At 69.2% G+C, this 23,172-nt stretch carries 21 protein-coding genes; 14 read left to right on the forward strand and 7 right to left on the reverse strand.

Going from position 1 to position 23,172, the window contains the following annotated elements:
* Positions 1-83: 83 nt before the first annotated feature.
* Genes moaB through ACE3QC_RS02115 form a run of 3 tightly spaced genes read right to left on the reverse strand, consistent with a single transcriptional unit; the run spans position 84 to position 3,155 of the window.
* Complete coding sequence (gene moaB / locus ACE3QC_RS02105; RefSeq protein WP_374405448.1) at positions 84-623, reverse strand: molybdenum cofactor biosynthesis protein B; 540 nt, start codon at positions 621-623, stop codon at positions 84-86.
* Positions 623-2,401 carry a lytic transglycosylase domain-containing protein gene (locus tag ACE3QC_RS02110; RefSeq protein WP_374405449.1) on the reverse strand — a complete coding sequence of 593 codons (1,779 nt, stop codon included), beginning with the start codon at positions 2,399-2,401 and terminating at the stop codon, positions 623-625. Before ACE3QC_RS02110 ends, moaB begins: the two co-directional genes overlap by 1 nt.
* The gene (locus tag ACE3QC_RS02115) at positions 2,379-3,155 is read right to left on the reverse strand and encodes a hypothetical protein (protein WP_374405450.1); all 777 of its coding nucleotides are present in this window, start codon (positions 3,153-3,155) and stop codon (positions 2,379-2,381) included. The genes ACE3QC_RS02110 and ACE3QC_RS02115 overlap by 23 nt, the downstream gene beginning before the upstream one ends.
* A gap of 86 nt (positions 3,156-3,241) precedes the next feature.
* On the opposite strand from ACE3QC_RS02115, the gene ACE3QC_RS02120 reads away from it, so the two are divergent.
* From ACE3QC_RS02120 to ACE3QC_RS02150, 7 genes are all read left to right on the forward strand, one after another.
* Positions 3,242-4,888: an electron transfer flavoprotein-ubiquinone oxidoreductase gene (locus ACE3QC_RS02120; protein WP_374405451.1), complete on the forward strand. Its 1,647-nt coding sequence runs from the start codon at positions 3,242-3,244 to the stop codon at positions 4,886-4,888.
* 30 nt (positions 4,889-4,918) lie between these two features.
* A complete protein-coding gene (locus ACE3QC_RS02125; protein ID WP_374405452.1) occupies positions 4,919-5,725 on the forward strand; it encodes a 4-(cytidine 5'-diphospho)-2-C-methyl-D-erythritol kinase in 807 nt (268 codons plus the stop codon).
* On the forward strand, positions 5,722-6,450 hold the full coding sequence (locus ACE3QC_RS02130) for an N-formylglutamate amidohydrolase (protein ID WP_374405453.1): 729 nt from the start codon (positions 5,722-5,724) through the stop codon (positions 6,448-6,450). The genes ACE3QC_RS02125 and ACE3QC_RS02130 overlap by 4 nt, the downstream gene beginning before the upstream one ends.
* 107 nt (positions 6,451-6,557) lie before the next feature.
* A complete protein-coding gene (gene ilvD / locus ACE3QC_RS02135; RefSeq protein ID WP_374405454.1) occupies positions 6,558-8,414 on the forward strand; it encodes a dihydroxy-acid dehydratase in 1,857 nt (618 codons plus the stop codon).
* Complete coding sequence (locus ACE3QC_RS02140; RefSeq protein WP_374405455.1) at positions 8,411-8,782, forward strand: hypothetical protein; 372 nt, start codon at positions 8,411-8,413, stop codon at positions 8,780-8,782. Before ilvD ends, ACE3QC_RS02140 begins: the two co-directional genes overlap by 4 nt.
* Positions 8,769-10,157 carry an NAD(P)H-hydrate dehydratase gene (locus ACE3QC_RS02145; RefSeq protein ID WP_374405456.1) on the forward strand — a complete coding sequence of 463 codons (1,389 nt, stop codon included), beginning with the start codon at positions 8,769-8,771 and terminating at the stop codon, positions 10,155-10,157. Before ACE3QC_RS02140 ends, ACE3QC_RS02145 begins: the two co-directional genes overlap by 14 nt.
* The gene (locus tag ACE3QC_RS02150) at positions 10,154-11,350 is read left to right on the forward strand and encodes a class I SAM-dependent RNA methyltransferase (protein ID WP_374405457.1); all 1,197 of its coding nucleotides are present in this window, start codon (positions 10,154-10,156) and stop codon (positions 11,348-11,350) included. The genes ACE3QC_RS02145 and ACE3QC_RS02150 overlap by 4 nt, the downstream gene beginning before the upstream one ends.
* A 28-nt stretch (positions 11,351-11,378) precedes the next feature.
* Here the strand turns inward: ACE3QC_RS02150 and ACE3QC_RS02155 are convergent, their stop codons facing one another.
* The 4 genes from ACE3QC_RS02155 to ACE3QC_RS02170 all read right to left on the reverse strand — a co-directional run bounded on the left by ACE3QC_RS02155 (position 11,379) and on the right by ACE3QC_RS02170 (position 14,033).
* A complete protein-coding gene (locus tag ACE3QC_RS02155; protein WP_374405458.1) occupies positions 11,379-12,158 on the reverse strand; it encodes a hydrolase 1, exosortase A system-associated in 780 nt (259 codons plus the stop codon).
* The gene (locus tag ACE3QC_RS02160) at positions 12,155-12,730 is read right to left on the reverse strand and encodes a hypothetical protein (protein ID WP_374405459.1); all 576 of its coding nucleotides are present in this window, start codon (positions 12,728-12,730) and stop codon (positions 12,155-12,157) included. The genes ACE3QC_RS02155 and ACE3QC_RS02160 overlap by 4 nt, the downstream gene beginning before the upstream one ends.
* A 95-nt stretch (positions 12,731-12,825) precedes the next feature.
* Positions 12,826-13,122 carry an acyl carrier protein gene (locus ACE3QC_RS02165; RefSeq protein WP_374405460.1) on the reverse strand — a complete coding sequence of 99 codons (297 nt, stop codon included), beginning with the start codon at positions 13,120-13,122 and terminating at the stop codon, positions 12,826-12,828.
* 35 nt (positions 13,123-13,157) lie between these two features.
* A complete protein-coding gene (locus ACE3QC_RS02170) occupies positions 13,158-14,033 on the reverse strand; it encodes a GNAT family N-acetyltransferase (RefSeq protein WP_374405462.1) in 876 nt (291 codons plus the stop codon).
* A gap of 134 nt (positions 14,034-14,167) precedes the next feature.
* Between ACE3QC_RS02170 and ACE3QC_RS02175 the strand changes: the two genes are divergently transcribed.
* The 7 genes from ACE3QC_RS02175 to ACE3QC_RS02205 all read left to right on the forward strand — a co-directional run bounded on the left by ACE3QC_RS02175 (position 14,168) and on the right by ACE3QC_RS02205 (position 23,170).
* Positions 14,168-15,694, forward strand: a complete 1,527-nt coding sequence (locus ACE3QC_RS02175; protein ID WP_374405463.1) for an acyl-CoA ligase (AMP-forming), exosortase A system-associated — start codon at positions 14,168-14,170, stop codon at positions 15,692-15,694.
* Positions 15,691-16,917, forward strand: a complete 1,227-nt coding sequence (locus ACE3QC_RS02180) for a pyridoxal-dependent decarboxylase, exosortase A system-associated (RefSeq protein WP_374405464.1) — start codon at positions 15,691-15,693, stop codon at positions 16,915-16,917. The genes ACE3QC_RS02175 and ACE3QC_RS02180 overlap by 4 nt, the downstream gene beginning before the upstream one ends.
* A 201-nt stretch (positions 16,918-17,118) precedes the next feature.
* Positions 17,119-17,742 carry an XrtA/PEP-CTERM system exopolysaccharide export protein gene (locus ACE3QC_RS02185; protein ID WP_374405465.1) on the forward strand — a complete coding sequence of 208 codons (624 nt, stop codon included), beginning with the start codon at positions 17,119-17,121 and terminating at the stop codon, positions 17,740-17,742.
* Between the two features lie 16 nt (positions 17,743-17,758).
* The gene (locus ACE3QC_RS02190) at positions 17,759-19,279 is read left to right on the forward strand and encodes an XrtA system polysaccharide chain length determinant (protein ID WP_374405466.1); all 1,521 of its coding nucleotides are present in this window, start codon (positions 17,759-17,761) and stop codon (positions 19,277-19,279) included.
* 10 nt (positions 19,280-19,289) lie between these two features.
* A complete protein-coding gene (locus ACE3QC_RS02195) occupies positions 19,290-20,345 on the forward strand; it encodes a capsular biosynthesis protein (protein WP_374405467.1) in 1,056 nt (351 codons plus the stop codon).
* 4 nt (positions 20,346-20,349) lie between these two features.
* A complete protein-coding gene (locus ACE3QC_RS02200; RefSeq protein WP_374405468.1) occupies positions 20,350-22,002 on the forward strand; it encodes a preprotein translocase subunit YajC in 1,653 nt (550 codons plus the stop codon).
* Between the two features lie 13 nt (positions 22,003-22,015).
* Complete coding sequence (locus ACE3QC_RS02205; protein WP_374405469.1) at positions 22,016-23,170, forward strand: XrtA/PEP-CTERM system-associated ATPase; 1,155 nt, start codon at positions 22,016-22,018, stop codon at positions 23,168-23,170.
* The last annotated feature ends 2 nt before the right edge of the window (positions 23,171-23,172 follow it).

Consider the following 23,172-nt stretch of genomic DNA (forward strand, 5'->3'; position numbering starts at 1 on the left):
TGTCTTCGTGTGAAAATTCATGAGGCGAATAGCCCAGACAACTCGCGCAGCATCTTCGCGCCTTTGCGCCTTCGCGCGAAAAACTAATTCCCTTTAAAACGAGGCATCTGCTGGACGAAGTTGCATGGCCGGTTGCGGCTGTCGAGCTGTTCGGCGAGGATCATGTCCCACCCGTCCTTCACCGCGCCGTTCGAGCCGGGCAGCGCGAACACGAAGGTGCCGTGCGCGGCGATGGCGCAGGCGCGGCTCTGGATCGTGCTGGTGCCGATGGTCCGGTAGCTGAGTTGGCGGAACAGCTCGCCGAACCCTTCGATATCGCGGCCGTAGCTGCCCTCGCGCACGCGGGCGAGCGCCTCGGGCGTCACGTCGCGGTCGGAAAAGCCGGTGCCGCCGGTGGTGACGATCACGTCGATGTCGGCATCGTCGATCCAGCGATCGAGCTGCGCGGCGATCGCTTGCACGCTGTCGGGCACGATCGTGCGCGCGGCGAGCGCGTGCCCCGCATCGGCGATGCGCGCGGCGAGGATATCGCCCGAGGTGTCGTCGGCTTCGGTGCGGGTGTCGGACACCGTGAGCAGCGCGATGGATACCGGGGCGAAGGGCAGCTCGGGGTCGATCGCCATCAGTCGCGCGCGCCGAGCCTGACGCCGCTGGCCCCCGCCAGTTCGGGGAAGGTCGGCCACATGCCCTGCGCCAGCGCGATCCGGCTTTCCGAAGCGCCGCCCGCCTGCCGCTCGTACATCCAGTAGTTGCGCATCACGATCGCGACGTAGCCGCGCGTCTCCCAATAGGGGATGCTTTCCATGTAGAGCAGCGGATCGCCCTGGTCGCGGATCTCGCTGTTCCACCGGCCGATCGGGGTGAGCCCGGCGTTGTAGGCGGCCATGATCTTGGGCAGCAGCCCGCCGGTCGCCTGCGCATCGCGCAGCATCCGCAGGTGCTCCTGCCCGAAGGCGAGGTTGACTTCTGGCCGCGCAAGATCGCTGGCGTTCCCGGTGATGCCCAGCTTGCCGCGATGGTCGATCGCCGCGGCGGGCATGATCTGCATCAGCCCGCGCGCGCCGGCCGGGCTGACCGCGTCGGCGCGGAAGACCGATTCCTGCAAGGTGTGTGCATAGGCGAGCGCGGGATCGACCTGCCAGCCGTTGACCGGCTGCCAGCGCGGCGCGGGATAGCGCAGCGCGGGTTCGGCCTGCGCGCCGCGCGGCGCGTTGTGCGCCATCCACAGCTGGGTGGACGGCAGGCCCATGTCGCGCGCGAGGCGCGAGAGTTCGTCGTAATGTTCGGGATCGCCGATGCGCGCTTCGTGGCGGAGAACCTCGTCGGCGAGGTCGTCGCGACCGATCTCCGCGAGCGATACCGCGACGCGGACGTTCTCGACCTCGCGCAGCTTCTGCCAATCCTCCATCGCGAAGTCCGCGCTGGAATGCGTCTGCGGGAGGAGCTGCCCGAGCTGCTCGCGCGCGAGCATGCCGTAAAGCGTCTCGTCCAGCCGCGCCGCGCCGCGCAGTTGCTCGGCGGCCTTTTCCGGCTGCCGGCAGCGGACCAGCGCGCGGCTGGACCAGTAGAAGGCGGCGGCGGTCAGCTCGTTGTTGGTCGAACCGCGCGTGGCGCGCTCGAAATTGTCGGCTGCACTGGTGCAGTCGCCCAGCCGCCACGCGGCGAGCCCGGCGACCCAGTCGCCCTCGGCGACCCATGCGCCCGAACCCTCGCGCACCGTCTGCGCCATCGCGAAGGCGGCGGGATCGTTGTTCTCGATGTAGTAGCTGAAGGCGACCTTCTGGCGCCATTCGGCGCGTGCCGGGGCGCTTAGCAGCGCGTCCACCCCGTCGAGCAGCAGGCGCGCGCCATCGGGATCGTCGTTGCTGATGCGGTCGAGGATCGCGTCGCGCACGTCAACGGGCATCGTGCCGTCTTCGATCGAGGAGGGGCGGATGCGCTTGGAGGCGTAGGGCTGGCGCGTGAAGCTTTGCTCGCGCGGCAGATAGGGGGCCGACATCATCCCGCGCGTCAGGCCGAGGTTGCCCATCTGCTCGGCCTGCGGCAGGCGGCTGCCGCTCGCGAGCCAGGACTGGATCGCCGGCAGTTCCACCCGGGGGCTGTTGGCGGCGAGATAGTATTCGGCGAGCGCCACCCGGTGCAGCGGGCCGTCTGCGCGATCGGCGAACATCGCGTCGACCCGCGCCCAGTCCTCGCGATCGATCGCGCGGAACAGCTCGGCATAGTATTCGCGGTCGGGGCGACTAAGCAGCTCGGGCACGTGGCTGTTCATCGCGCGCGAGCGGAAGTATTCCGCCGCGCTGCTGTTCGCCGCGGCGGGCGTCGTCGCGAAGGCCGAAGCGAAGACCGCAGCCGTCGCCGCCGCCAGTTTCCAGCCTCTAGTCAGCTTGTGTTTCGCCATAAGTCCAATCGAGCCAGCATCGCCACAGGCGCTCGCGTCGTTTCGACGAACGAAGCATGTCCGCAAGCCCGCCAGCGCCCATTGCGGGAATGCTGCGCGATTCTTGGTTGAAATCCGGTAAAATAGCAGGGCCTTGCGCCATGTCGTGCCCCAGCAGCGGTGGAATGTTGCGTCCGAGGATAAGAATCCGTTCGGGGGCCGCCAGGCCGAGGTGATGCGCGAGCACGTCGCCGTATCCCGCGGCGCGGATCGCGGGCCAATCGGGCGCGGGATCGTGGCGCGGCACGAGCGAAGCGAGATAGACCGCCTCGGGCGATATTCCCGCCGCGCGCAGGAAGCCTTGCAACAGCGCGCCTTCGGGGCCGGAGAGCAGGCGCTCGCCGTCGCCATCCTCCGGCTGGCTGACGATAACCATCAGCGCCGCGTTCGCCGGGCCGGACGGCGGCACGCGCGGATAGGCGCCGCCCGCATCGAGCGCATCGGATCCGAGCCACCATTCGCGGAACGCCGCGAGATCGGCGGGCCAGTCGGTCTTGCCGTCCGCGACATTCGCGACATTCGCTGCCGGGACGAGCGGGCGCGGCGCGGCCTTCTTCGCGGGTGGCGGCGCCTCGGCTTCGGGCTTCACATCCTCGGGCGGGGCCAGCCAGTCCGTAGCGTCCTCGGCGAAATCGCAGTCCACGCCCGCCTCGCGCCACCAGTCGATAGCGGCGGCGAACTGGCGCGAGAGGGGCGGGGCGGGGTGGTCGGCCATCGTGGCTGCGGTCTTGACCTGCCCCACCGCAGCAATCAAGGCATGATGCAAGTCTGAAGCAGCGAATAACGAAGGGCGATTGAGGGATGAGCGAACGCGAATCGATGCCGTGCGACGTGGTGATCGTGGGCGGCGGCCCCGCCGGCCTCGCCGCGGCGATCCGCCTCAAGCAGATCGACGACGCGCTCGAGGTCGTCGTGCTGGAAAAAGGCTCCGAGATCGGCGCGCACATCCTCTCGGGCGCGGTGGTCGATCCCAAGGCGCTCGACGAGCTGCTGCCCGAATGGCGCGATCAGGGCTGCCCGATGGCCGAAGTGCCGGTGACCGACAACTGGCACTGGGTGCTCTCGAAAACCGGCAAGACGGCGCTGCCGCACCTCTTCATGCCGCCCTTCATGTCGAACGACGGGTGCTACACCGGCTCCCTCGGCAACATGACCCGCTGGCTGGGCGAACAGGCCGAGGCGCTGGGCGTGATGGTCTTCCCCGGCTTCCCCGCCGCCGACGTGCTGTTCGACGAGAGCGGCGCGGTCTCGGGCGTGGTGACGCAGGACATGGGCGTCGCGGCCGACGGCAGCCACAAGCCCGATTACCAGCCGGGCATGGAAATCCACGCCAAATACACGCTCTTCGCCGAGGGCGCGCGCGGCAACCTGACCAAGCGCATGAAGGCGAAGTTCGACCTCGAGGCCGACTGCCAGCCGCAGACCTACGGCCTCGGCATCAAGGAATTGTGGGACATCGATCCCGCCAAGCACGTCCCCGGCCGGGTGCTCCACACGCAGGGTTGGCCCCTTTCGGAAAGCGACACCTGGGGCGGTGGCTTCCTCTACCATCAGGCGAACGGACAGGTGGCGCTCGGGTTCGTGACCGCGCTCGACTACGCGAACCCCTACGTCTCGCCGTTCCACGAATTCCAGCGCTGGAAGCAGCACCCGGCGATCCGCGAATACCTCGAAGGCGGCAAGCGCGTGGCCTATGGCGCGCGCGCGATCAACGAGGGCGGGTGGCAGTCCGTGCCCAAGCTCGCCTTTCCCGGCGGCGCGCTGATCGGCTGCGCGGCGGGCTTCGTGAACGTGCCGCGCATCAAGGGCAGCCACACTGCGATGAAGAGCGGAATGCTCGCCGCCGAGGCCGCCGCGGCCGCGATCAAGGGCGGCGCGGAGAAAACCGAACTGGCGGACTACGACACGGCGGTGCGTGCAAGCTGGATCGCCGACGAACTGAAGAAGGTGAAGAACGCCCAGCCCGCGATCGCCAAGTTCGGCGGCGATATCGGCACGATCCTGGCGGGCGCGGACATGTGGATGCGCGCGCTCAAGATCGGGCTGCCGATCACGATGAAGCACACGCCCGACTACACCCACACCCACCGCGCGGACCTGCACAAGCCGATCGACTATCCCAAGCCCGACGGCGAAATCACTTTCGACCGCCTGACCTCGGTTTCGTACTCGTACACCAATCACGCCGAGGACCAGCCGTGCCACCTCAAGGTCAAGGACATGGCCCTGCAGGAAGCGAGCGAGCTGGAGGTCTTCGCCGGCCCCTCGACCCGTTACTGCCCGGCGGGCGTGTACGAATGGGTCGACGTGGAGGAAGGCGATCCGAAGTTCGTCATCAACTCGCAGAACTGCGTCCACTGCAAGACCTGCGACATCAAGGACCCGAACCAGAACATCGAATGGGTCACACCGGAAGGTGGAGGGGGGCCGAACTATCCGAATATGTGATTGCATTTCTCCCTCGGTGGGGGAGGATTGATGCGCGAAACCGCGTACGCCAAGATCAACCTCGCGCTGCATGTGCGGCGGCGGAGGGAGGATGGGTATCATGAGCTCGAGACGCTGTTCGCCTTCGTCGATGCGGGAGATGTGCTGACCGCGCGCACGGCTCAACAGGACAGCCTCTCCGTCACCGGCGAGTTCGCGCAGGCGCTCGACGATCCGTTCGGCAACATCGCCGCGAAGGCGCTCGGCAAGTTGCCGCGGGCGGACGGGCTGGCGATCGCGCTGGAGAAGAACCTGCCGGTTGCAGCGGGGCTGGGCGGGGGGTCGGCCGATGCGGGGGCGGTGTTTCGCATCGTGCAGGCGCGCCATGGCTTGCCCGACGACTGGCGCGAACGCGCCGCCGCGCTCGGGGCCGATGTGCCCGCCTGTGTCGAAAGCGTGGCCTGCATCGGTCGCGGGACCGGGACCGAGCTGGCGCCGATCGAAAACGACCTCGCCGGAATACCGGTACTGCTGGTCAATCCGCGCGTGCCGCTCGCGACCGGGCCGGTCTTCGCCGCGTGGGACGGGGAGGATCGCGGGCCGCTGCCTGAAGGCGCAGCCTCGGCGATCACCCATGCCGGTCGCAACGACCTCGAGGCACCCGCGATCGACCTGTGCCCAAAAATCGGCGACGTGCTCGCATTCCTCAGGGGAACGGGCGCTTCGCTCGTCCGTATGTCAGGCTCCGGCGCGACGTGTTTTGCCCTGTTCGATGGCGAGGCGGAGCGCGATGCCGCCGCTGCCGCCGCGGCCGAACACGCGCCGGGCTGGTGGCAGATGCGAGGACGACTGCGATGATCGAAGGGCGCCCATATCGTCAGGTCGGTGAACCCGTGCCGGGCGGTATCGTGTGCCTCGCCGATCATGCCTCGGCGTTCGTGCCCGAGGATATCGATCTCGGCATCGCGCCCGAGTTGCTGAAAAAGCACGTCGCGCTCGACATCGGGGTCGAGGGCATGGCCGAGCGCATGGCGCGCCGCCATGGCATTCCCGCGCATATCGCCTGCGTCAGCCGGCTCGTGTGCGACCTGCACCGCGAGGAAGACGAGCCCGCGGTAATCCCCGAAACCAGCGACGGGCACCTGATCCCCGGCAACATCGGCGCCGACCGCGAGGCGCGGCTGGCGCGGTTCCATCGCCCCTATCACGATGCGCTCGGCACATGGCTGGAGGCCGCCAAGCCCGAACTGATCGTCGCGCTGCACAGCTTCACCCCCGCACTCGACAGCGCGGACGAGGAACGGCCGTGGGAAGTCGCACTGCTCTACAACGAGGACGACCGCGCCGCGCGCCACGCGATCCGCCTGTTCGGCGAGCAGGGGCTGACGGTGGGAGACAACCAGCCCTATTCGGGCAAGCAATTGAACGCGACGATGGATCGTCATGCCGAGGCGTTCGAGCGGCCCTATCTCACGATCGAGATCCGGCAGGACATGATCGCGCGCGAAGCCGATCAGGCGCGCTGGGCCGCGCTGGTGGCCGATGTCGCGAACCGCACCGCGCTGGCGCTCAAGGGCGGTTGACCGGCTGCCCCTCGCGCTGTTGCAGGCAATAGAATTTCCGTTTCGACCCGCGCGTGCGATGCTTTAGGGGTGCGTGATACCCCTTTTACGACACGGATACGCTTTTTATGCCCGCCTACCGCTCCCGCACATCAACCCACGGCCGCAACATGGCGGGCGCGCGCGGGCTGTGGCGCGCGACGGGCATGACCGACGAGGATTTCGGCAAGCCGATCGTCGCGGTGGTCAATTCGTTCACCCAGTTCGTGCCCGGCCACGTCCACTTGAAGGATCTGGGACAGATGGTCGCGCGCGAAATCGAGGAGGCGGGCGGCGTGGCGAAGGAATTCAACACTATCGCGGTGGATGACGGAATCGCGATGGGTCATGACGGGATGCTCTATTCGCTGCCCAGCCGCGACCTGATCGCCGACAGCGTGGAATACATGGTCAACGCGCATTGCGCCGATGCGATGGTGTGCATTTCCAACTGCGACAAGATCACGCCCGGAATGCTGATGGCGGCGCTGCGGATCGACATCCCGGTGGTGTTCGTTTCCGGCGGGCCGATGGAGGCGGGCAAGGTCGTGGTGAAGGGCAAGGAAGTCGCGCTCGACCTGGTCGACGCGATGGTCGCCGCCGCCGACGAGAGCTACACCGACGAGGAGGTCGCGAGCATCGAGCGCTCGGCCTGCCCCACCTGCGGATCGTGCAGCGGCATGTTCACGGCCAATTCGATGAACTGCCTGACCGAGGCGCTCGGCCTCTCGCTGCCGGGCAACGGATCGACGCTCGCCACCCATGCCGACCGCAAGGCGCTGTTCTTGCGCGCGGGGCGGCTGGTGGTGGAGATGTGCCGCCGCTGGTATGGCGAGGACGACGCCAGCGTGCTGCCGCGCACCATCGCCAGCAAGTCCGCGTTCGAGAATGCGATGAGCCTCGATATCGCGATGGGCGGATCGACCAACACGGTGCTCCACCTGCTCGCCGCCGCGCACGAGGCGGGGGTCGATTTCACGATGGCCGATATCGACCGGCTGAGCCGGCAGGTGCCGTGCCTGTCGAAAGTCGCCCCGGCCAAGAGCGACGTGCACATGGAAGACGTCCACCGCGCGGGCGGGATCATGGCGATCCTCGGCGAGCTCGACCGGGCGGGGCTGCTCAACACCGCATTGCCGACCGTCCACAGCCCGACGCTGGCCGACGCGCTCGACGCGTGGGACATCGCGCGCACCAACAGCCCGGCCGTGCAGGAATTCTTCCGCGCCGCGCCGGGCGGAGTGCCGACGCAGACCGCGTTCAGCCAGGACCGGCGGTGGAGCGAACTCGACCTCGACCGGCGCGGCGGGGTGATCCGCAGCGCCGAGCACGCGTTCAGCAAGGATGGCGGGCTGGCGGTGCTCTACGGTAATCTCGCCGAGGACGGCTGCATCGTGAAGACCGCCGGGGTGGACGAGAGCATCCTCAAGTTCACCGGCCCCGCGAAGGTATGCGAGAGCCAGGACGCCGCCGTCACCGCGATCCTCACCGATCAGGTCAAGGAAGGCGACGTGGTCGTCATCCGTTACGAGGGGCCGCGGGGCGGGCCGGGGATGCAGGAAATGCTCTATCCCACCAGCTATCTCAAGTCGAAGGGGCTGGGCGCGGCGTGTGCGCTGGTGACCGACGGGCGCTTTTCGGGCGGCACCTCGGGCCTCTCGATCGGCCACGTCTCGCCCGAGGCGGCCGAAGGCGGCACGATCGGCCTGGTTCGGGACGGCGATACGATCGTGATCGACATTCCCGCGCGAACCATCCATCTCGACGTGCCCGATGCGGAACTGGCCGCGCGGCGGGCGGAGATCGAGGGGAAAGGGGACGCGGCATGGCAACCGACGGAAAAGCGCAAGCGCAAGGTCTCGACCGCGCTGCAGGCCTATGCGGGGATGACGACCAGCGCGGCGCGCGGCGCGGTGCGCGACGTGACGCAACTCGTCCGCAAGTGACGGCACGCTGGCCCGCGCTGGGGCTGGCGCTCGCGCTCGCCGCCTGTTCGGGTGATGCGCCGGTGCAGGCGCAGGCAGAGGAGGGCGCGCAGCGGATCGAATGCGCGATCGGGTCGGGGGCGGAATTCGCCGCCGATTGCCTGATCGAACGCACCGCGATCGACGACGCGACCGTGCTGGTGGTGCGGCACCCCGACGGCGGCTTCCGGCGGTTCGAACAGCTCGCCGGCGGCGCGGGCCTCGCGGCCTACGACGGGGCCGACAACGTCGAGCAGCAGCTGGCTGGCGACGTGCTCGAGGTGAGCGTGGCGGGCGATCGCTACCGTTTTCCGGCACGCCCGGCACAGGATAGCGATGCCGCCGAATAATCCCGTCCTCATGGTCGCCGAGATGCAGGCGGCCGAACAGGCGCTGATCGATGCCGGGACCGGCGTCGATGCGCTGATGCAGCGTGCCGGGCGCGGCGCGGCGGAATGGGTCTGGCGGATGGCTGCCGGAAGGCCGGTCACGGTGTTGTGCGGCCCTGGCAACAATGGCGGTGATGGCTATGTAATCGCAGAGGTTTTGCGCGGGCGCGGGATCGACGTCATGGTGGTCGCCCCGGTCGAACCGAAGACCGGAGCGGCACAGAACGCGCGTGCGCTCTACGAGGGCGAGATCGTATCCGGAGCCAACGAAAGGCAAGGCGCGTTACTGGTCGATTGCCTGTTCGGCAGCGGGCTGACGCGGCCGCTGTCGAACGACCTGCTCGCGCTGCTGACGAAACTCGCCGACCGGCACGGCCAGCGCATCGCGATCGACCTGCCGAGCGGGGTCGAGAGCGACAGCGGCGCGTTGCTGAACCCCGATCTGCCACGCAACGATCTCACGCTGGCGCTCGGCGCGTGGAAGTTCGCGCATTGGACGATGCCCGCCAGCGCCACGATGGGCGCGCGGCGGCTGGTCGATATCGGAGTCCGCGATACCGTTGCGGCGGCCACGCTTTCCGCTCGCCCGCACCTCGATCCGCCTGCGCCCGATGCGCACAAGTATCGCCGGGGGCTGCTCGCGGTCGTCGCCGGGGCGATGCCGGGCGCGGGCCTGCTCGCGGCGACGGCGGCGATGCACGGCGGGGCGGGCTACGTGAAGCTGCTCGCCGACCGCTCGCACCCGGCCGTGCCCGCCGCGCTGGTGGTGGACGAGCGGCCGCTGGCGAAGGCGCTTGGCGACGAGCGGATCGCCGCGCTGCTGATCGGCCCCGGCCTCGGCCGCGATGGTGCGGCCAGGGAGCGCCTTGGTGCCGTGCTGGACTGTTGCGTGCCGCTGGTGCTCGATGCCGATGCACTCATGCTGCTCGAATGCAGGAAATTCACCGGCGAGGCGCTGGTTACGCCGCACGAAGGCGAATTGGCGGCGCTGTGCGATACTTTCGGCGTTTCGGGCGAGGGCAAACGCGGCAAGGCACAGGCACTCGCTGCGGCGAGCGGGCTGACGGTGCTGGCCAAGGGGCCGGACACCGTGCTCTGCGCGCCCGACGGCACCACGCGGCTGTTCGCACCGGGGCCGAGCTGGCTTTCCACCGCCGGGACGGGCGACGTGCTCGCCGGGATCGCCGCCAGCCGCTTGGCCACCGGCCTGAGCGCGTTCACCGCCGCCGAGCAAGCCGTGTGGCTCCATCACGAGGCCGCGCGCATCGCGGGTGCCGCATTCACCGCCAGCGAACTGGCGCAGGCCGTCAAACCCGCCTACGCGCGCTTCCTGTGACCCAATCATCCGAAATCGTGCGCATCGCCGCGAAGGGCGACGGCGTGACGGCGGACGGCCGCCACGTGCCGCGCGCCGCGCCGGGCGACGTGCTGCGCGCCGACGGTACGCTGGCGCCCGGCCAGCATCACATGGCGCCGCCATGCCGTCACTTCGGTACTTGCGGCGGCTGCCAGCTCCAGCACTGCGACGAGGCCGCGATCGCGCGTTACGTCGCCGAGCGGGTGGCCTTCGCGGCGGAAGGGCAGGGCGTGGCACTGGGCGCGATGTTCGCGCCGCATCTTTCGCCGCCGCGCAGCCGCCGGCGCTGTTCGCTTCACGCGGCGAGCGCTGGCGGCAAGCCCGTTATCGGATTCCGCGAGGCCGGATCGCACCGCGTGGTCGACATGCGCGAGTGCCATATCCTCGCGCCCGAACTGTTCGCGCTGGTCCCCGCGCTGCGCACACTGTTGGCGCGGCGCAAGGGGCGCTACGCGGTCGATATCGAACTGACGCTGGTGGATCAGGGCGTCGATTGTGCGCTGTCGGGGCTGTCGGTCGAGGGGCTGGCGGAAACCGAGGAACTGCTCGCCTTCGCGCAAGCCCATGGTCTCGCGCGGCTGACGCTCGATCACGGATACGGGCCGGAACCGATGTGGGAGCCGGAGCCGGCGACCGTTACGCTCGGCGGGGTGCCGGTGGGCTTCCCAAGCGGTGGTTTCCTGCAAGCGACGGCCGACGGCGAGGCGGCGCTGGCGGCGACGGTGCGCGAATGGCTGGCAGGCTGCGGCACGGTGGCGGACCTGTTTGCGGGGCTGGGTACGTTCGCCTTCGCGCTGGCGGGGCCGGCGAAAGTGCTGGCGGTCGAGGCGGCGCGCGATGCGCATCTGGCGTGCAAGGCCGCCGCCGGGCGCGCGGGCAAGCCGGTCCACGCGATGCACCGCGATCTGTTTCGCAATCCGCTCCAGCCCGAGGAATTGGACCGGTTCGACGCCGTGCTGCTCGATCCGCCCCGCGCCGGCGCGCGCGAGCAAGTGGCGCGGCTGGCCGAGAGCACGGTGGCGCGGATCGCCTACGTCAGCTGCAACCCGGCGAGCTGGGCGCGGGATGCGGCGCAGCTTGCAGCGGCAGGCTATCGGCTGGAAGCTGCGCGCCCGGTGGGCCAGTTCGTCTGGTCGACGCATGTGGAACTGGCGAGCCTGTTCGTGCGGTAAATCCTCCCCGGCACGGGGAGGATTGGCGCTAAACTCTCCGCAGCGCCTTCAACAGTTCCTCGTACAACCAGTCCCGCGCGTGCGGCTCGACATACGCATGGGTCGCGCCGGGGCAGCGGATCACGCGCTCGTCGGTCGCGTCCCAACCGCTAGCGAAGACCTGCGCGGTGCGATCGGCTTCGGCGAGGAGGATGCGCACCGGGCCATCGAACCCGGCGAGTCCCGCCGCCATGTCCTGTGCGAGCGAGCTGGGGCCGGCGCGCGGCCGGGCGGCTTTGGCGATGCCACGCGCGAGCTTGCCGATGTTCACACCACCTGTAACAAGCCGGGCGATCTCCTTGGGATTCCTGAGCTTTTCTGTGTAACGCGCGCGGATCGCATCGGGCGGCGGGGTGTCGTCGGCGCCCTCCTCGATGGTCCACGGGTTGGACAGCACCAGCGCGTCGCAGCCCGCGCCGCCTGCCAGCATCAGCGCGCTCGCCGCGTCGCAATTGCCGAACGCGACCACGCGGCCCATCTGCGGCGCGATCGCGCGGAAGGCGTCGATCGCGGCGGCGATATCCTTGCGACTCTTGCGAAAACCCCGGTTCGTGCCCTCGCTGTCGCCCACGCCGCGCCGGTCGAAGCGGAACACCGGAAAGCCGCGCCGGGCGACGCGCGCGGCGAGCGCGGCCTGCCCGGAAAAGGCACCCGCGCGGATTTCGTTGCCGCCGCTCACCAGCAGCAGCCCGGTGGTGCCCGGCGCGGTGTCGAGCGTCGCGCCGAGCGTGTCGCCCTCGCATGCGAAGGTCAGCGGCAGGCGGCTCATGCGCCGATCCCCGCGACGACGGCGGCAGCGAGCGCCTCGGCCTGAGCGCGCGATTCGTCCGGCTCGGCGCGCAACCACAGGCCTGCACCGGCAATCTCGAGCGTCGTGAGCGCGCCGTCAGGCTCGCCAGCTTCAAGTTGCGTAAACATCGCCGGGCCGAGCGCCCACCCGGCCAATTCGATTCCCTCGGCGCGTGCGGTGGCCTGGATCCCGTCGATCGTCTCTTCGCGCCCCGCCTCGCGCGCGGTGATGGTCCGCGCGCGCAGCATGGCGCGCAGAATCTGGCGGCCCGCGACCGGGGCATAAGCCCATCCCGGCAGGTCGGATGGCGCGACCAGCGCCCCGCCGCGCAGCGCCAGCACGTGCGTCGCACCGAAATGCGCGGCGGCGGCGCGGGCGGCCTCGCGCCAGTGTTCGAGCGTCTGGTCGGAAAGCGGCCTCAGGCTTTCGTTGCATCCGGGCAGGTCGGGCAGCACGGCGTCTATTCCCGCCGCGTCGAGCCGCCGCATAGCTTCCACCGTCAGGCGGCGCAGCTTGTTCGCCTCGTCGAACAGCGCGGGCAGCACCAGCACGCGCTTGGCGCGCTTGCCGCCGAAGGTAAGAGCGATCTCGTCGTGCGCGCCGCCCCCGATCGCGGGGCACGGCCAGGTGGCGTAGGCAAGCGCGGTCAGTTTTTGATCGCCTTGGGCTCGATCACCTTGGCTTCGGCGAAGGCGAGCAGCCCGCCGTAGGTTTCCAGCATCTCGCCGTCGACGTCATCGTCCTCGATGATGATGCCGAGGCGGTCTTCCATCTCGGTCAACAGGCCCGCGACGGCCATCGAATCGAGTTCGGGCAGGTGGCCGAACAGGCCGGTGTCGTTGTCGAAGCCATCGACCCGCGCAGTGTCGAGCCCGAGCACGTCGCCCAGGATGGCGCGCAACTTCGTGTCGATTTCACTGCGGCTTGGCGCAAGACTGCTCATGCCTGGATCATTCCCCTGCAATTCGGCGCGCCGCCTTAGCCCCGCGCGCCGCGCTCTGCAAGGCGGTGGGCGAGGCGCTTGGCGAGCGCTGGCCAGGCACGCGGGCGGCGCGGATCGAGGCAGTCGAGGCGATAGCGCGGGCGGACCGTTTCCATCCAGTCGGCCTTGTAGGCATCGTTGCCGGTGCCGAAATCGACCAGCGCCACGCGGTCGCGGTCAATCACATGCTCGAACAGCGCGGCGGTGAGCGTGGTGCCGGGGGAAAGATCCTTGCGGCTTTCGCGGTGCGCGAGCTTGTGGATGTAGGCCGTGCCGCCCTCGACCGTCCAGAACTGCGCGGCGACCGCTTCGCCATCGGCGCGCGCGACCGCAAGGCGGATGCGGCCGGCCGCGCCCTCTTCCTCGGCGAAGCGGTGGAGCAGGGCGGGATCGCCTTCCTCGGGCTTCCAGCTTTCGGCGTAGATCGCCTCGTAAGCGGCCCAGTCGGCGGGGTCGAACCGATCACGGATGGTGACGGCGACTTTCTTGCCCTTCCGCTTCAGCGTGGTGCGCATCCGGCCGGGTCGGGCGGACCAGTATTCGGCGAAGCTGCGGCCGTTCACTTCGAGCACGTGGTTGTAATCGCATTGTTCGCGAACGGTCGACCATCCGGCGGCGCGGAAGGCGCGTTCGAGGCGGGTTGCGGAGCCGTCTTCGTCCGGCAGGGGCCAGAGCGTGACGCGGTGCGCCTGCGCCTTGAGGTCGCGAGCGAGCGCCGCGAGCAGCCGGTCGCTTTCGGGTCGATCGGACGCGAGCGGGCGCCAGGTGAAGCCGTACCAGTTGCGTAGCGGTTCGAGCCGGCCGTTGTTCCTCGTGAGAGGCAGCACCGCACGCGCCTCGCCGTCCTGCGCAAGCGCGAAAAGTGACGTCATGCCACCGTCCGCCAGAAGCGCGAACCATTCGGGGCGATCGAACGGCGAGCGCGCATCGCCCCCTTGCAAGACGTTAACCGTGTCGTGATAGCTGATGGCGATCACAGCGGAACACTCACCCTTTCGAAAGACCCATGGCGCCAGCACCCGACCCACAGCCCCGGCCGCTCGACCATCTCGCCGAACGCGGCGCGCCCGACGCGCCTGCGCTGGTGCTGCGCGAGCGCACGCTTAGCCACAAGGACTTAAGAACCCGTGTCGCGCGAATGGCGGCATGGTTGCAGGCGCGGGTGCCAGAGCACGGCGCGCGGGTGGCGAGCTGGGCGGCGAAGGGCGAGCTGACATGCCTGCTGCCGCTCGCCTGCGCGCGCGCCGGGCTGGTCCACGTGCCGGTGAACCCTTTACTCAAACGCACACAGGTCGCGCATATCCTTGCCGACAGCGGCGCGGTGCTGCTGTTGGCGACCGAGGCGCGGCTGGAGACGCTGGAGGCGGGCGACCTGCCCGCCGGGTGCAAGGCGCTAGGCGAGGGTGGGGCACTGGAGGCGATCGAACGCTTCGACGGCGCGCTCGACCCGTCGCAGGCCGATCCCGATGAACTGGCGGCGATCCTCTACACCAGCGGATCGACCGGGCGACCCAAGGGCGTGGTGCTCAGCCACGCGAACCTGTGGCTCGGCGCGGCGAGCGTGGCGCATTATCTCGGGATCGAGAACGACGACGTGACGCTGGCGGTGATGCCGCTGTCGTTCGATTACGGGCAGAACCAGATGCTCAACACCTGGTATGCGGGCGGCTGCGTGGTGCCGCTCGACTACCTGTTCCCGCGCGATGTGGCCAAGGCCTGCGCGCGGCATGGCGTCACGACGCTGCCCGCGGTGCCGCCGCTGTGGGTCCAACTGACCGAGATCGACTGGCGGGAAGAAGCGGTAGCGCCGCTGCGACGGCTGACCAACACCGGTGGCGCGCTGACCATCGATCTGGTGCGAGATTTGCGGCGTATCTTCCCGCAAGCAAAGCTTTTTCCGATGTACGGACTGACCGAAGCGTTTCGTTCGACCTACCTCGATCCGGCACTGGTCGACAGCCACCCGACCTCGATGGGCAAGGCGATCCCGTTCGCCGAAATCCTCGTGATCGGCGACGATGGCCACGTGACCGCGCCCGGCGAGGAAGGCGAGCTCGTCCATTGCGGGCCGCTGGTGGCGCAGGGATATTGGCAGGACGCCGCGCGCACCACCGAGCGCTTCCGGCCGGCGCCTGCGCAGTCGGAGTACGGCGGAACAGCGGTGTGGTCGGGCGACCGGGTGCGGCGCGACGCGAACGAGCTGCTCTATTTCGTCGGGCGGCGCGATGCGATGATCAAGAGTGCGGGCAACCGCATCAGCCCGCAGGAGATCGAAGATGCGGCGGTGGCGACCGGACTGGTCGCCGAGGCGGTCGCGCTCGGCGTGGCGGACGAGCGGCTGGGACAAGCGGTGCATCTGGTGGTACGCGCGGCTGCGGATGCCGCCGATGCGGAGGTTGCGCTGCCCAGGGCGCTCGCGGCCGACCTGCCGAACTTCATGCAGCCGAAAGTCATCCACTGGCGCGAGACCATGCCGGTCAATCCCAACGGCAAGCTCGACCGCACCGCGATCGCGCGTGAGGTGGCGGCGTGAAGCCGCTCGGCCCGATCCCCGCCGGTTACACGGCGATCGGCGGCGAGCTCGCGATCGGCGGACGCACCGCGAGCGATCTCGTCGCCGAAGCGGGCGAGACGCCGCTGTTCGTCTATTCGCGCGACCTGCTGCGCGCGCGGGTCGCGGCGCTGCGCGAGGCCATGCCTGCGCGGCTCAAGATACATTTCGCTATCAAGGCAAACCCTTACGCGCCGATCCTCGAGGAAATGAAAGGTCTGATCGACGGGTTCGACGTCGCTTCGGCGGGCGAACTCGCCCGGGTGCGCGCCGCCGGGATCGCCGCATCGCTGGTCAGCTTTGCGGGACCGGGCAAACGCGACGGCGAGCTGGAAGCCGCGATTACAGAAGGTTGCACGATCAACCTCGAATCCGCAGGGGAGGCCCGGCGCGCGCTGGCGATCGGCGAACGGCTCGGCCTGCGCCCCCGGCTGGCGATCCGCGTGAACCCCTCGTTCGAACTGCGCGGTTCGGGCATGAAGATGGGTGGCGGGGCCAAGCAGTTCGGGATCGACGAGGCGCGCGTGCCCGCCTTGGCGCGTGAGGTGATCGCCGCCGGGGCAGAGTGGTGCGGACTGCATATCTTCACCGGCAGCCAGGCGCTCGACGCCGAGGCGATCATCGAGACGCAGGCGAACGTGCTCGCGTTGGCCGACCGGCTCACGGGCGAAATCGGCGCGCCGCTGCCCAAGCTCAACATGGGTGGCGGGTTCGGCATCCCTTATTTCAACGGCGACGCGCCGCTCGACATCGCGGCGGTCGGCGCAGCACTGGCCGAGCGGTTCGCCGACCTGCCCGAAGCGCTCGCCGAGACCGAGCTGTGCATCGAACTCGGGCGTTATCTCGCGGGCGAGGCGGGCGTCTATCTGACGCGGATCGTCGACCGCAAGGAAAGCCACGGGCAGACATTCCTGATCACCGACGGCGGGCTGCATCACCAGCTTGCCGCCTCGGGCAATTTCGGCACCGTAGTGCGCCGCAACTACCCGCTCGCCATCGCCACGCGGTTCGACGCCGCGCCGGAGGAGGAGGCGAGTGTCGTCGGGTGCCTGTGCACCCCGCTCGACCGATTGGCAGACCAGGCGCACCTGCCGCGGGCCGAAGTCGGCGATCTGGTCGCAGTGTTCTGCGCCGGGGCCTACGGCGCGACCGCCTCGCCCGCCGACTTCCTTGGCCATGGCCCGGCGCGCGAGATGCTGGTCTGACGCGTTAACCTTTAGCCCGCCGCCGTCCCGCCGTGGGACAGCCCCCGATCGCGGGGCGACAGCTAACAGTATGTTCACCCTTTTCGGCGAGGAAGCACGCTCGTGATTTGCGGGCTGCACATCGTCGAGGTCGCCCCTCGCCGAACGTGCCTGTCCGCTGCAAGCCAAGGACGCGCAACGATGCCCATGGGCCGATCCAGTTTGAAATCCGCCGGAGCCGCGCTCGCGGCGCTCTCGCTTGCCGGATGCGCGGGCGGCGGCGGGGCCGAACTGCCGCCCGCGTCGTTCGTCGCGATGCAGGAAGGGCCGGGCGAGGAATACGTGATCGGCCCGCTCGACGAGCTGACGATCCACGTCTGGCGCAACCCCGAGCTCGGCGCGGAGAAGATCCAGGTCCGCCCCGACGGGCGCATCACCACACCGCTGGTCGCCGACATGCCCGCGGTGGGCAAGACCCCGGCGATGCTGGCCGAGGACATCCGCCTCCAGCTCTCGCAATATATCGAGGAGCCGCTGGTTTCCGTGATCGTGACCAGCTTCGCGGGCACGTTCAGCCAGCAGATCCGCATCGTCGGCGCGACCGAGCAGCCCGCATCGATTCCCTATCGCGCCAACATGACCGTGCTGGACGCGATGATCGCGGTGGGCGGCCTCAGCGAATTCGCCGCGGGCAACCGCGCCAAGCTGATCCGCTTCGACAAGCAGGCCGGCCGCCAGCAGGAATACGCGCTGCGGCTGGGCGACCTGCTGAAGGACGGCGACAGCCGCGCCAACGTGATGCTGCAGCCGGGCGATGTGATCATCATCCCCGAAAGCATGTTCTGAAGAAGGCCCGGCGCAGATGAACCAGGTCTTCGAGGAACTGCAGGCCGCGCTGCATTCGGCATGGCACCGGCGCTGGCTGGTGCTGGCCGTGGCGTGGGGGGTGTGCGTGCTGGGCTGGCTCGCGGTGGCGATGATCCCCAACACCTACGAATCAAAGGCGCGCGTGTTCGTCCAGCTCGACGACGTGCTGTCGCAGCAGATCGGCATCGCCAACGCGGGCAAGGGCGAGATCGAGCGCGTCCGCAAGACGCTGGCGAGCGCGGTCAATCTGGAGAAGGTCGTCCGCTCGACCCGGCTCGGCGAAGGCGTGACCTCGCCCGGCCAGATGGAGCGCGCGGTGGGCGGGCTGGCCGAGAAGGTCAAGGTCGTCAGCACCGAGGACAACCTGATCGAGATCACCGCCCAGATCGGCCAGTCGAGCCTGTCGGATGCGCAGAACGCCGCGCTGGCGCAGGACGTGGTGCAGAAGATGATCGACATCTTCCGCGAAGAGAACATCGCCGGCAGCCGCGGCGAAGTGGCCGAGACCATCGTGTTCCTCGACCAGCAGCTCGAAGCGCGTAAACGCGATCTGGAGGCGGCCGAGCAGCGCCGGCTGGCGTTCGAGGCGGAGAACCCCGAGTTGATCGGCGGCACCGCCACGCTTTCCACCCGGCTGCAGCAGTTGCGCACCGAGATGCGCGGGATCGACGCCGATCTCGCCGCCGCGCAAAGCGCGCTCGCGGCGATCAACGGACAGATCGCGGGCACCCCGCGCACGCTGGTGACCGCGGGCGACGGCGGCGGCGCGCGCGGCGCGCTGATGCAGGCGCGCTCGCAGCTTGCCGGAATGCAGGCGCGCGGGCTGACCGACAACCACCCCGACGTCGCCGCCCTCCAGCGCCAGATCCAGCTGCTCGAGCGGCAGGCGGCGAGCGAAGGCCCGAACGCCTCGGGCTCGGCGAATCCGGCCTACAGCTCGCTGGTCGCGATCCGGGCGGAGCGCGACGCCAACGTCCAGGCGCTGATGGCGCGCAAGGCGGCGCTCCAGGCCGACCTCACCGGCATGATGGCAAGCCAGGCCGACGAGCCCGCGGTGGCCGCCGAAGCCAACCGGATCAGCCGCGACTACGAGGTGCTCAAGACCAAGTACGACGAGCTATTGCAGGACCGTGAGGAGATGCAGCTCCGCGGGCAGGTCGAAAGCGAGCGCAGCTCGTTCAGTTTCGAGGTGATCGATCCGCCGACGACGCCCCGCGCGCCCGCCGCGCCCAATCGTCCGATCCTGCTGATCGGTGTGCTGATCCTCGGGATCGGCGCGGGGATCGGCGCGGCCTTCGCGCTCGGGCAGGTGCGCTCGACTTTCGCCACCGGCGCCAAGCTCGAGCGGTCGCTCGGCCTGCCGCTGGTCGGCACGATCTCGCACACGCTGACCGACGCCGGGCGCGCGCTCGCACGCAAGCGGATGAAACTGTTCGCGGGCGGCTGCGCCTCGCTGGTGGGCATGTGCGTGCTGCTGCTTGCGGTCGAGTTCGTTCAGGTCGGCATGGTCGGGTGAGGAAAGTGCAATGACCGAACACAGGAAGATCCCGCTGCCCTTGGAAGGCGAGAAGCCGAGTTCGCTGCTCGAGCGCGCCAGTGGGGCGTTCGGCTTCGATCCGTTCCGCCCCGCGCCGGTCCCGCACCGGCTGGCCGATGCGGAGATGAAGCGCGCGAAAGTGCGTCGCAAGGAGCCGGAGGCGCCGACCGCCGAGGCCGCGGGGGAAGCCGCCCCCGAAACCCTGCCCGAACCGCCCGCGCCTCCCGTGATGGCGCCCGAACCCATTCGCGAGACGCTGCCCGTGCCGGTTCCCCCGTCGCAAGTGACGGTCGAGCGGCAGGTCGGCGCGGTCGTGCTGCACGGCAAGCGCTTCCCGGTCGATCGTGAACTGCTGCGCGAACAGGGCCTGATCGTGCCCGACGGCGCGGTGAATGCGCTGGTCGAGGAATTCCGTATCGTGAAGCGCCGCGTGCTCGAAAGCGCGCGTGCGGCGGGCACCGCGCTGTCGCGCCGGGTGCTCGTCTGTTCGCCGCATCCGGGCGAGGGCAAGACCTTCTGCGCCAGCAACCTCGCGATCGCGCTCGCCGCCGAGCGCGACAGCGAAGTGCTGCTGATCGACGCCGATTTCGCCAAACCCTCGATCCTCTCGACCTTCGGCTTGCCGAGGGGCGCGGGCTTCATGGACTGCCTCGCCAACGACGAGGTTCAGCCGGAAGACCTGGTGATCGGCACCGACATTCCCGGCCTGTGGGTGCTCCCCGCGGGCAACCAGACCAATGCGGACAGCGAATACCTCGCGAGCCGCCGCACCGCCGAGGTGCTCGAACGGCTGAGCATGGGCGCGCCCAACCGCATCCTGATCTTCGATTCGCCGCCCGCGCTCGCCGCCTCGCCCGCCGCCGAGCTGGCCAAGCACGTCGGCCAGGCGCTGCTGGTCGCGCGCGCCGACGCCACGTCGCAGAGCGCGCTGGAGGATGCGGTCGAGCTGCTGTCGGGCTGCCCGGATATCAAGCTGCTGCTCAACGCGGCGCACTTCAGCCCGAGCGGGCGCAAGTTCGGAACCTATTATGGGTATGGGGAATAAACCCATGAAACGCAGTCATTTTGCTTGCGCGATCGCGACTCTCTCGCTGGGGGCTCTGGGCGCTGTTCCGGCAGCTGCACAGGATACCGCGAACGAGGAAGCCGCCGAGGGCCGCGGCGACCGCCGCGTGAGCGTCGATCCCTATATCGAGGCCTCGCAGGTGCTCGTCGCCGAGCTTTCGCCGGGCGACGACGTGGTCACCTATACCCAGCTCGCGGTCGGGGTCGACGCGAGCCTCACCGGGCGCAACAACGGCGGCTCGGTCTCGCTGCGCTACGAACGCAACATCGGCTACGGCGACGACGCGCTCGATTCCGACACGCTGAGCGGCGTCGCGCGCGGCTACGCCACCGTGGTTCCGCGCGCGCTGACGATCGAAGGTGGTGCTCTCGCCGCACGCACGCGCGTCGACGGCAACGGCGGCGCGACGCTCAACCCGCTCGTCGGCGACGACAGCGAGAGCCGCATCTATTCCGCCTATGCCGGGCCCAATCTTCACACCCGCGCGGGCGACGTGGAGCTCAACGCCAACTACCGCATCGGCTACAGCCGCGTCGAAGCGCCCGATGCGATCGTGCTGGCGCCGGGCGCCGGGGCGGTCGACGTGTTCGACGAGAGCGTGGTGCAGGTCGCGGGCTTCCACGCCGGAACGCGCCCGGGCGAACCGCTGCCGGTCGGCCTGGGTGTCGGCGGGGGCTGGGTGCAGGAAGACGTCTCCAACCTCGACCAGCGCGTGCAGGATCGCTTCGTGCGCGCCGACGTGCAGGTGCCGGTGAGCCGCGACCTCGCGCTCGTCGGCGGGGTCGGGTACGAGGATGTCGAGGTGTCGAGCCGCGACGCGGTGCGCGATGCCGCCGGCAATCCGGTGATCGGCGACGACGGCCGTTTCGTCACCGACGACAGTGAACCGCGCCGCATCGCCTACGAGGCGACCGGCCTGATCTGGGACGTGGGCGTGATGTGGCGGCCCAGCCCGCGCACCGCGCTCGAGGCGCATGTCGGGCGGCGCTACGATTCAACGACCTATTACGGCACCTTCGCCTGGGCGCCGAGTTCGCGCAGCAACGTGAACGTGGCGGTGTACGACAGCGTGTCGGGCTTCGGCGGGCTGCTCAACACCGCGCTCGCCAACCTGCCGACCGAATTCAGCGCGGCGCGCAACGCATTGAGCGGCGATTTCACCGGCTGCGTCGGCGGCGAACAGGGAGCGAGCTGCCTCGCGGGTGTGCTCGGTTCCGTCCGTTCGGCGGTGTTCCGTTCGCGCGGGATCGCTGCCGGGTACAGCGTCACCCTCGGCCGGATCGATACCGGTATCGGCGCGGGCTACCAGCGGCGCAAGTTCATCGCCGCGCCGGGCACCGTGCTGGCCTCGGCCAACGGCGTCGTCGACGAGGCGTACTGGGTCAATTACTACATCGGCGCGCAGATCGGCCGCCGCGCCGGTGTCGACGGCAATATCTACGCCAGCTGGATCGACAGCGGCTTCGCCGACAGCGGCGAGGTCTTCGCGCTCGGCGCGTCGGCCGCCTACCGCCAGTCCATCACCGATCGCTTGTCGGCGCGCGCCGCGCTGGCGGTGGACCGCCTCGATAGCGAGGCGGCGATCGAGGACTACACCTCAGCCACGGCCCTGCTGGGCCTGCGATACGATTTCTGAGAGGTTTGCAGCGATGTTCGACGAATTTTACGGGCTGACAGGTCGCCCCTTCCAGCTGACCCCCGATCCCAATTTCTATTTCGAGAGCACGACGCACCGCAAGGCGTTGTCGTATCTCGGATACGGCATGGCGCAGGGCGAGGGCTTCATCGTCGTGACCGGCGAGGTCGGCGCGGGCAAGTCCACGCTCGTCGCGCACCTGATGCAGAAGATCGACCGCAACCAGATGACCGTGGGCCAGGTCGTGACCAGCAACCTCGACGGTGAGGAACTGGTCCATGTCGTGGCGCAGAGCTTCGGCCTCGATATCGAGGGGCACGACAAGGCCGCCGCGCTCGGCGCGATCGAGGCGTTCCTGCACGAGGAAGCGCGTGAGGGTCGCCGGTGCATGCTGGTGGTCGACGAATCGCAGAACCTCAGCGTCGAGGCGCTGGAGGAACTGCGGATGCTGTCGAACTTCCAGCTCGGCGCGCATCCGCTGTTGCAGACGCTGCTGCTGGGCCAGCCCGAGTTCCGGCAGGTTCTGGCCGAGCATGAAGCGCTGGAGCAACTGCGCCAGCGCGTGATCGCGGCGCATCATCTGGAGCCGATGGAGCCGGGCGAGATCGAGCCCTATATCCGCCATCGCCTCGAATGCGTGGGCTGGCAGGGCAATCCCGAGTTCGAGCCCGAGGTCTTCGCGCAGATCCACGCTGCGACCGGCGGCATTCCGCGCAAGGTCAACCAGGTCGCGACCCGGCTGCTGCTGCTCGGCGCTGTCGAGCAGCGCACGCGGATCGACGGCGCGATGCTGGATGCGGTCGTCTCGGAAATGCAGGCCGAAAACGCCGCGTCCGATAGCGAAGGCAAGCTCTCTCCCGCGCCCGCCCCGGGCCCGGTCAAGCACGCCGTCGATACGGATGCCGTGTCTGACGCTTCCGCGCCGCTGCCGGTGGATTTCGCCGCTATGCTCGCCGAGCGCGACGCGCAGATTGCCGAACTGCAGCAGGCGGTGGTCGAATTGTCGCAGGCGGCCGAGAACGCCGATCCGGTGGACGGCGAGGAACTGACCGCGCGGATCGATGCCTTCGGGCGGCGGCTGGACGAGCAGGAACGCTCGGTGCGCCACGTCCTCACCATGCTGATCGAGTGGGTCGAAACCGGCCAGGCCCCGCGCGCCGCGGCCTGACC

Origin of the sequence: Pelagerythrobacter sp. (assembly GCF_041912895.1) — a bacterium.
Classification (GTDB): Bacteria; Pseudomonadota; Alphaproteobacteria; order Sphingomonadales; family Sphingomonadaceae; genus Pelagerythrobacter.

Coding starts and splice junctions, on each gene's coding strand:
- moaB (WP_374405448.1), bottom strand. CDS start 623: ATGGCGATCGACCCCGAGCTGCCCTTCGCCCCGGTATCCATCGCGCTG.
- ACE3QC_RS02110 (WP_374405449.1), bottom strand. CDS start 2,401: ATGGCGAAACACAAGCTGACTAGAGGCTGGAAACTGGCGGCGGCGACG.
- ACE3QC_RS02115 (WP_374405450.1), bottom strand. CDS start 3,155: ATGGCCGACCACCCCGCCCCGCCCCTCTCGCGCCAGTTCGCCGCCGCT.
- ACE3QC_RS02120 (WP_374405451.1), top strand. CDS start 3,242: ATGAGCGAACGCGAATCGATGCCGTGCGACGTGGTGATCGTGGGCGGC.
- ACE3QC_RS02125 (WP_374405452.1), top strand. CDS start 4,919: ATGCGCGAAACCGCGTACGCCAAGATCAACCTCGCGCTGCATGTGCGG.
- ACE3QC_RS02130 (WP_374405453.1), top strand. CDS start 5,722: ATGATCGAAGGGCGCCCATATCGTCAGGTCGGTGAACCCGTGCCGGGC.
- ilvD (WP_374405454.1), top strand. CDS start 6,558: ATGCCCGCCTACCGCTCCCGCACATCAACCCACGGCCGCAACATGGCG.
- ACE3QC_RS02145 (WP_374405456.1), top strand. CDS start 8,769: ATGCCGCCGAATAATCCCGTCCTCATGGTCGCCGAGATGCAGGCGGCC.
- ACE3QC_RS02155 (WP_374405458.1), bottom strand. CDS start 12,158: ATGAGCCGCCTGCCGCTGACCTTCGCATGCGAGGGCGACACGCTCGGC.
- ACE3QC_RS02165 (WP_374405460.1), bottom strand. CDS start 13,122: ATGAGCAGTCTTGCGCCAAGCCGCAGTGAAATCGACACGAAGTTGCGC.
- ACE3QC_RS02170 (WP_374405462.1), bottom strand. CDS start 14,033: ATGACGTCACTTTTCGCGCTTGCGCAGGACGGCGAGGCGCGTGCGGTG.
- ACE3QC_RS02175 (WP_374405463.1), top strand. CDS start 14,168: ATGGCGCCAGCACCCGACCCACAGCCCCGGCCGCTCGACCATCTCGCC.
- ACE3QC_RS02190 (WP_374405466.1), top strand. CDS start 17,759: ATGAACCAGGTCTTCGAGGAACTGCAGGCCGCGCTGCATTCGGCATGG.
- ACE3QC_RS02195 (WP_374405467.1), top strand. CDS start 19,290: ATGACCGAACACAGGAAGATCCCGCTGCCCTTGGAAGGCGAGAAGCCG.
- ACE3QC_RS02200 (WP_374405468.1), top strand. CDS start 20,350: ATGAAACGCAGTCATTTTGCTTGCGCGATCGCGACTCTCTCGCTGGGG.
- ACE3QC_RS02205 (WP_374405469.1), top strand. CDS start 22,016: ATGTTCGACGAATTTTACGGGCTGACAGGTCGCCCCTTCCAGCTGACC.